Below are 7,393 nucleotides of genomic sequence, written 5' to 3'. Positions count from 1 at the left end.
TTCGAAGCCTGTCAGGGCAACAAAAGCGAAACGGCCAGGAAGCTTGGTATCAACCGTAAGACCCTTCACAACAAGCTGAAGGAATATGGTGTCGATTGAGACCTTTTATTTATCGACGGTAACAATTCCCGCAAAATGTCACCTTGATATGGAAATCATATCAGGATCAACCAATCTGTCCTCCTAACCTCTTTCCTCTTTCCGATCACCCTCTTTCGCGACTCATTCCATCAAATTGGTTATTTTCACCCCACCGCTATCGCAGACCAATCGAAATGTGGGTAAAATTGCCACGCTTAAATCTGCACCATGAATTTATCATATCAGTTCTTATTTTGGTGATGCGTTTAATTTATAGTGATTACAATTAGTAATCTATTCCCATAGCTTGAATGATCCTGTTTGGCACAGCGGTTGCTCTATATCCAGCTATAATGAAGGATCGAGCAAACAACGGCAAACCGATCAATAAAATCTAAATTTAGGAGGTTCAAATGAACAGCAAGGTTAAAGGAATCATGATTGCTACGATAATCGGAATTTTTGGCTTCGCGAGCCTGTCATTCGCCGGGTGGGGCAATGGCTGTGGCTACGGCATGGGAAATGGTGGTCGCGGTATGGGCTGGCATCAAAGAGGTGGCGATGGTTACGGAATGATGGGCAACTATGGCAACCTTTCCGATGAAGAAATGGCCAAACTAGATCAGCAGCGGTCGGAATTTTTTAAAGCTACCGAGGAGACCCGTGGGCAGCTCTATGAAAAGGAGCTTGCCTTGCAGAGCGAACTGGCAAAGGAAAACCCCGACACCAACAAAGCGTCCGATTTGCAGCAGGAGATTTCCAAACTCCAAGGCGAACTGGACCAAAAACGCTTGGATTTCGAGATTCAGACCAGAAAGTCGTCACCCAACTATGATCGGGCGTATAGAGGTCATGGTCGAATGATGGGCTCCGGTTATGGCGGAAGAGGCAATTGCTGGCGTTAGGTTTGACAAATAATCTCCCAAGTCAAAGAAGGGGCGGCATCTGCCGCCTTTCTTTTTTTTGAATTAGTGGTAGCCGGTAACACCAGCTCACGTGACTTGCCAATAGATGGATCAGTGAAAAAAATAAGCTCATTACTTTCACAGGCATCAGAGGCCGACAATGACGAAAAATACAACGCATATAAGTGCTGAAGGCAGGTATGAAAGGCGTCGTTTTCTTAAACTGGCCGGATGTGGAACGCTTGGCATAATGACAGGTGGCTTCTGGCCAAAATTGAATCGGTTTGCAGCAGAAGTAAAGACAGGGAGTGAATTCGTCCCTGATATAGATATATTTCTTTCAGCTCGTCCAGATGAAGTGGCCATATTTCCCGGGGTTCCAACCAAGGTTTGGCAATACCATGCGAAAGTGGAAAATGGAGACAAAGCCAGAATTAATAAACTACCAGGCAGCTATCTTGGACCAATAATCAAAGTACACCAGGGAGAGAAAATACGAATCCTTTTCAAAAACAACGTCCCTGAAGAAACTATCGTTCACTGGCACGGCCTGCATGTACCTGCTATCATGGATGGCCATCCACGCTATGTTGTTCCGAAAGACCAAGCGTTTCTATACGAGTTCGAGGTAAAAAATAGAGCTGGAACTTATTGGTACCACCCGCACCCTCATGGCAGAACCGGTCCTCAGGTTTACCGTGGTATGGCTGGCCTTTTTCTTGTATCCGACGATCAAGAACAAGGACTCGGTCTACCCGATGGTGAATATGATGTCCCGTTAGTGATTCAGGACCGAACATTTGATTCGACCAATCAGCTGGTATACATGTCGGGTCATAGAATGGAGCGGATGACTGGTTTTTTGGGTGACATGATCATGGTAAACGGGCTGCCGGATTTCACGCTCCCCGTAGCTACCTGTGCCTATCGGTTACGCCTGCTAAATGGATCCAATTCGCGGATTTATAAATTAGCGTGGAATGATGGTCGACCGCTAATCATCATTGGCACGGATGGCGGGTTGTTGGAAAAGCCAGTCTACAGAAAGTATGTTTTTTTAGCTCCCGGAGAAAGATTGGAATTATGGGCTGACTTCAACGACCATCCGGTTGGCTATGAGACTTCGTTGACAAGTCTCCCTTTTGAGACAGGAGGCATGGACGCTGGCCGAATGAGTAAGAATCCACGCCTACCAAACGGTTCCGACTTTCCTATTTTCAGCATCAAAGTTACCAGGGCCATAAAAAATCACCTGACATTACCAGCCATACTTTCTGATATTGAGCCTATTCAACAAAATGAAGCTGACAATTTTTCACATCCCCGTCAATTCTATCTGACCATGCAGCATATGCAATGGTCGATTAATGGCCGTGTTTTTCAGCTGGAAGAGGTTGATGGTGACGAAATTGTTCAATTAGGATCTAAGGAAATCTGGGAGTTTAATAACACGGGGGGCGGAATGATGCGGATGATGAATATGCCACATCCCATTCACCTCCACGGTAAACAGTTCCGCGTTATTGAAAGACGCGGCGTGATGCATGAAGGCTATGTCGATGAAGGCTGGAAAGATACTGTTTTGCTCATGCCTGGCGAAAGCGTCAGATTTATAGTGGCTTTTGACGATTACTCCGGAATGTTTTTATACCATTGCCATAATCTGGAACATGAGGATTTGGGAATGATGAGAAATTATTTTGTAAGGGACACAATCGAATCCGGGCAGCGGATTTGATATGCCACTCCTTTCGTTAAGGCGAATTAGATACGGTTCATCATACTGAGGAAATGTCTTTATCAATCAGGTTCATATTCCAACACCCGTTTGAATGCGCTTGTTATTTAGTTCCCGTTAACATCTCCCCGGCGTGGTAGGAGCTTCTCACAAAAGGGCCGGATGCCACTTTTTCAAACCCGGTATGGATGGCGAATCGCCGCCAGCGTTCGAATTCCTCCGGCGGGATGAAGTCGACCACCGGCAGGTGCTGCGCGGTCGGCTGCAGGTACTGGCCGATAGTGAGCATGCGGCAGCCGGTGCGGTAGACGTCGGCGATGGTCTGCCGGACTTCGGGTTCCGTTTCCCCCAGGCCCAGCATGATGCCTGATTTGGCCGGGATGGCCGGGTCGATGGTTTTGACGCGGGCCAGCAGCTCCAAGGATCGATCGTAGTCCGCCTGGGGGCGTACGGCGGGATAGAGGCGGCGTACGGTTTCCATGTTGTGGTTGAGTACATCGGGGCGGGCGGCCAGCACCGTTTCCAGGGACGATTGGTCCCCCTGAAAATCGGGGATCAGGACTTCCACTTGCACACCGGGGATCTTCCTCCGCAGGGCGCCGATGGTGGCGGCGAAGTGGCCGGCGCCGCCGTCTTCCAGGTCGTCCCGGGTCACCGAGGTGACGACGACATACCGCAGGTTCATCCTGGCCGCCGCGTCGGCCACGCGCCGGGGTTCGTCCGCATCCACAGGGCCCGGTCGACCCTCCTCGATGTTGCAGAATCGGCAGTTGCGGGTGCAGACCGCACCGAGAATCAAAAAAGTGGCCGTGCGGGCGGAGAAGCATTCGAACTGGTTGGGGCAGTTGGCCTCCTGGCAAACCGTGTGGAGCTTGTCCTTTCCGATCATGGACCGGATCTGCTCGTATTCAGGTCCGGAAGGCAGTTTTCTTCTCAGCCAGGCGGGTTTGCCGGTGCGGATGGGGTTGGATGGGATCATGATAGCAGGCTTTCAAAAAAAGGTTCAAGGGCTCAAGGGGCCAAGGATTCGAGTGAATGGGGCCAACCCGGCTGCACGATCGTTAAATTCCACAATTCCTGAATTCCTAAATCCCTGAACCCACAAATTCGATCTCGGCATAAAGTTGTTCCAGGCTGACCGTTGTCAAGGCGATTCCGAAAACTGCGGCCAGGTGTGCCGCCATCTCATGCCGTGCCACATCCATGGCGACGGGGCCGTTGAGATGGCGTTCCAATGACGTCATGCGCACCTGGTTCAGGCCGCAGGGGTTGATCCAGCCGAAGGGCTCCATGTCCGTGTTGACGTTGAGAGCCAGGCCGTGAAAGCTGACGCCGCGTCTGACGGTGATGCCGATGCTGCCAAGCTTGTCGCCGTCCAGCCAGACGCCGCGGTTGGCCGGATCGGTGCCGGCCAAGATGCCCCAGTGACCGGCGGTGCGGATCATGGCCTGCTCGAGGCCGGAGACGAATTCCACGACTTTCAGGCGCCGGCGGTTGAGGTCGATGATCGGATAGACCACCAGTTGACCCGGTCCGTGGTAGGTAATGTTGCCCCCCCGATCCGTGGGCATTACCGACACGCCTTTTTCGGCCAGAAAATCGTCGGTGACGCAAAGGTTTTCCCGACCGCCGCGCCGGCCCAGGGTGAAGACGCGCGGGTGCTCGACGCTCAGGATCACGTCGGCGTCAAGGCGGCCGGTCGTTTTAGCCGCCACGACTGCCAGTTGCAGGTCCAGTGCCCGCTGGTAGTCGGTTTCCGGCAGGTTCACCCACCAGCACGCCGGCGTCGTGTTGCTGTTATTCTCAGGTTCCATGCAATCGTTCAGTACCATCAAAGAGCAAAAAAGGGGCGGCCGTCCGGCCGCCCCTGTCGATGGTTGGTATTATCCTCGCAGGCAGGGATTGCGGGCTGCCGCGGTTTCGTCCAGTCGCCTCACCTTGGGGAACTGGGGCGATTCGTGCAGGCAGTCGGGACAATCTACTGCTTCCTGGGCGATCTGCTTCATGGCGTCGATGAACTGGTCCAGGGTCTCTTTGGATTCGGATTCGGTGGGTTCGATCATGATGGCGCCGCTGACCACCAGCGGGAAGTAGATGGTGGGCGGATGGAATCCGTGGTCCATCAAGCGCTTGGCGATGTCCAGGGTGGCCACATGATGCTCCTGCTGGCGTTTGTCGGTAAAGACGCACTCGTGCATGCAGGGCCGGTCATAGGGCAGGTGGTAATGACCCTTGAGTTTCTCCTTGATGTAATTGGCGTTGAGCACGGCATACTGGCTGACCTGTTTGAGGTATTTGCCAACGCTCAGTATGTAGCTGTAGGCACGCAGAAGGATGCCGAAGTTGCCGTAAAAGGCGTGTACCTTGCCCACGGAGAGAGGATAATCCTCACTCAGGTGGTAGGTGTCACCATTTTTGACCACCCGGGGGACGGGGAGAAAAGGCTCCAGCTCCGGGGTGACGCATACCGGACCGGCGCCGGGGCCGCCGCCGCCGTGGGGTGTGGAAAAGGTTTTGTGCAGGTTGAGGTGAAGGACGTCCACACCGATGTCGCCGATATTGACGATGCCCATGACGGCGTTCATGTTGGCGCCGTCGCCGTAGACCAGCCCGCCCTTCTCATGAACGATGTCGGCCACCTGGCGAATGTTGTCTTCGAACAATCCCAGGGTGTTGGGATTGGTGATCATGATGCCGGCGGTATCCGCGTCCATGAGTTCGGCCACCGCTTCGGGCAGCAGGACGCCGTCCGGGCCGGATTTTACCGCAACGGACGTGAAACCGCACAGAGCGGCGCTGGCCGGGTTGGTGCCGTGGGCGGTATCGGGAATGAGGACCTTGGTGCGCGCCTGCCCCTTATGCTTATGGTAGGCGGCAAAGATCAGCATGCCGGTCAATTCGCCCTGGGAGCCGGCAGCCGGCTGCAGCGTAACCGCGGGCAGGCCGGTGATTTCACCCAGGTAACCCTGCAGGTCGTGCATCAGCTCCAGGGCCCCTTGGGAGAGGCTTGCGGGCAGCAGGGGATGGGCGCCGGCGAAGCCGGGAATGGACGCCTGGCGTTCGTTGGTCTTGGGGTTGTATTTCATGGTGCACGAACCCAGCGGGTACATACCGCTGTCCACGCCGAAGTTCCACTGGGAGAGCTTGGTGAAGTGGCGCACCACATCCAGCTCGGAAAGATCCGGAAAATCCGGACCATCGCCGACCAAAGCATCGTCCAGCGGGGTCTCATCCACGTCGCGGCGGGGCAGCGACAACCCTTTTCGCCCCGGGGACCCTTTTTCCCAGAGCAGGGGTTCGTTGAAGATCAGACCGGTGGTTCCCATTTTATCTTTCATTTGGCCACCTCCTTTACCAAGGCATCCATCACCGTTTTAGAGATGGTTTCGGTCACGCACATCAGCCAGCAGTCGGAAAGTTCCGGATAGTAGGGCGCCAGGTGCAGCCCGGCGACGATCTTCTTCTCCAGCAGCCGCTGCCAGGTGTCGGTAAAACCATCGGGGAAGCGCACCACGAATTCGTTGAAGGTGGGCGCACTGAACGGCGACGCGTGTCCGGCCTTGGCCAGCGACGCCTTGAGGTACTCGGCCCGGTCGCGGTTGAGCCGGGAGAGTTCGCGGATGCCCGTTCCGCCCAGAGCCGCCATGTACATGGTGGATGCGGTGGCGCACAGTCCCTGGTTGGAGCAGATGTTGGATGTGGCTTTTTCACGGCGAATGTGCTGCTCGCGAGTTGCCAGGGTCAAGACGAAGCCGGTTCTACCGTCGCGGTCCGTCGTTTTACCGATCAGGCGGCCGGGCATGGTGCGTACATACTGCTGCCGGGCGGCAAACATGCCCAGGCCGGGGCCGCCGAAGCTCTGGGGAATACCGAAGCTCTGACCCTCGCCGCAGGCGATGTCCGCCCCGCATGCCCCGGGGCTTTTCAGCAGGCCGTAGGCCAGCGGTTCGCTGAAAGAGACAACGAAGAGGGTTTTCTTGTCGGTGTGGATGGCTTTCCCGGCAGACTCCAGATCCTCGATGCAGCCGAAGAAGTTGGGGCTCTGCAGGGCCACGCCGGCCAGTTCACCCAGGTCGGCCAGACCGGAAAGGTCGGTGCGGCCGTCTTTGCTGACGGGCAGTTCGACCACCTCGAAGCCGGTGGGGGCAAAATAGGTTTCCACCACCTTGCGGTACAGGGGGTGAATCGCACGTGAGACGGCCACCTTTTTGCGACGGGAGGCCCGGATGGTCATCAGCAGGGCTTCAGCCAGCCCCGAGGCGCCATCGTACATGGAGGCGTTGGCCACATCCATGCCCAGCAGGCGGGTCACCAGCGTCTGGTATTCGTAGATCGTCTGCAGCGTACCCTGGCTGATTTCCGGCTGGTAGGGAGTGTAGGCGGTAAAAAATTCGCTCCTCAGGAGCAGTTGACGGGTGATTTCGGGGATGTAATGGTGGTAGCTGCCGGCGCCCATGAACACCTGGTAGAAAGGGGGCGTGCCCATACTGGCGGCCATGCAGTCCATATGCCCGTTGAGTTCCCATTCGGTGAGGGGCTCGGGCAGGTTCATCGCCTCTTTCCGGCGGCAGTCGTCGGGAATGCTGGAGAACAGTTCGTCCAGATCCGCCGCGCCCACCACCTGAAGCATCTGTTGGATGTCTTCTTCGGTATGGGGCAGATATCTCAT

General features: G+C 55.3%; 7 protein-coding genes. 3 read left to right on the top strand and 4 right to left on the bottom strand.

Annotated elements, in window-relative coordinates:
• From ACZCED_RS21365 to ACZCED_RS21355, 3 genes are all read left to right on the top strand, one after another.
• A partial coding sequence (locus tag ACZCED_RS21365) for a helix-turn-helix domain-containing protein (protein WP_464861665.1) occupies positions 1–99 on the top strand: 99 nt, incomplete at its 5' end.
• 395 nt (positions 100–494) lie between these two features.
• The gene (locus tag ACZCED_RS21360) at positions 495–986 is read left to right on the top strand and encodes a periplasmic heavy metal sensor (RefSeq protein ID WP_464861664.1); all 492 of its coding nucleotides are present in this window, start codon (positions 495–497) and stop codon (positions 984–986) included.
• A 160-nt stretch (positions 987–1,146) separates the two neighbouring features.
• Positions 1,147–2,724, top strand: a complete 1,578-nt coding sequence (locus tag ACZCED_RS21355) for a multicopper oxidase family protein (RefSeq protein ID WP_464861663.1) — start codon at positions 1,147–1,149, stop codon at positions 2,722–2,724.
• A 103-nt stretch (positions 2,725–2,827) separates the two neighbouring features.
• Here ACZCED_RS21355 and lipA read toward each other — a convergent pair whose 3' ends face one another.
• The 4 genes from lipA to gcvPA all read right to left on the bottom strand — a co-directional run bounded on the left by lipA (position 2,828) and on the right by gcvPA (position 7,393).
• On the bottom strand, positions 2,828–3,703 hold the full coding sequence (gene lipA, locus ACZCED_RS21350) for a lipoyl synthase (RefSeq protein WP_464861662.1): 876 nt from the start codon (positions 3,701–3,703) through the stop codon (positions 2,828–2,830).
• 106 nt (positions 3,704–3,809) lie between these two features.
• Positions 3,810–4,538 carry a lipoyl(octanoyl) transferase LipB gene (gene lipB, locus ACZCED_RS21345; RefSeq protein ID WP_462970547.1) on the bottom strand — a complete coding sequence of 243 codons (729 nt, stop codon included), beginning with the start codon at positions 4,536–4,538 and terminating at the stop codon, positions 3,810–3,812.
• Positions 4,539–4,607: 69 nt separating this feature from the next.
• Complete coding sequence (gene gcvPB, locus ACZCED_RS21340) at positions 4,608–6,062, bottom strand: aminomethyl-transferring glycine dehydrogenase subunit GcvPB (protein WP_464861661.1); 1,455 nt, start codon at positions 6,060–6,062, stop codon at positions 4,608–4,610.
• Positions 6,059–7,393 (bottom strand): aminomethyl-transferring glycine dehydrogenase subunit GcvPA, encoded by a 1,335-nt coding sequence (gene gcvPA / locus ACZCED_RS21335; RefSeq protein WP_464861660.1) that lies wholly within the window; start codon positions 7,391–7,393, stop codon positions 6,059–6,061. Before gcvPA ends, gcvPB begins: the two co-directional genes overlap by 4 nt.

It is taken from the genome of Desulfosarcina sp., from assembly GCF_055467485.1.
The sequence above is the reverse complement of the archived record's forward strand: the minus strand, read 5'-3'. Positions and strand labels throughout refer to the sequence as shown.

What these genes read in the sequence shown, in the direction of transcription:
- ACZCED_RS21360 (WP_464861664.1), top strand. Translation starts at nt 495, where the DNA reads ATGAACAGCAAGGTTAAAGGAATCATGATTGCTACGATAATCGGAATT.
- ACZCED_RS21355 (WP_464861663.1), top strand. Translation starts at nt 1,147, where the DNA reads ATGACGAAAAATACAACGCATATAAGTGCTGAAGGCAGGTATGAAAGG.
- lipA (WP_464861662.1), bottom strand. Translation starts at nt 3,703, where the DNA reads ATGATCCCATCCAACCCCATCCGCACCGGCAAACCCGCCTGGCTGAGA.
- lipB (WP_462970547.1), bottom strand. Translation starts at nt 4,538, where the DNA reads ATGGAACCTGAGAATAACAGCAACACGACGCCGGCGTGCTGGTGGGTG.
- gcvPB (WP_464861661.1), bottom strand. Translation starts at nt 6,062, where the DNA reads ATGAAAGATAAAATGGGAACCACCGGTCTGATCTTCAACGAACCCCTG.
- gcvPA (WP_464861660.1), bottom strand. Translation starts at nt 7,393, where the DNA reads ATGAGATATCTGCCCCATACCGAAGAAGACATCCAACAGATGCTTCAG.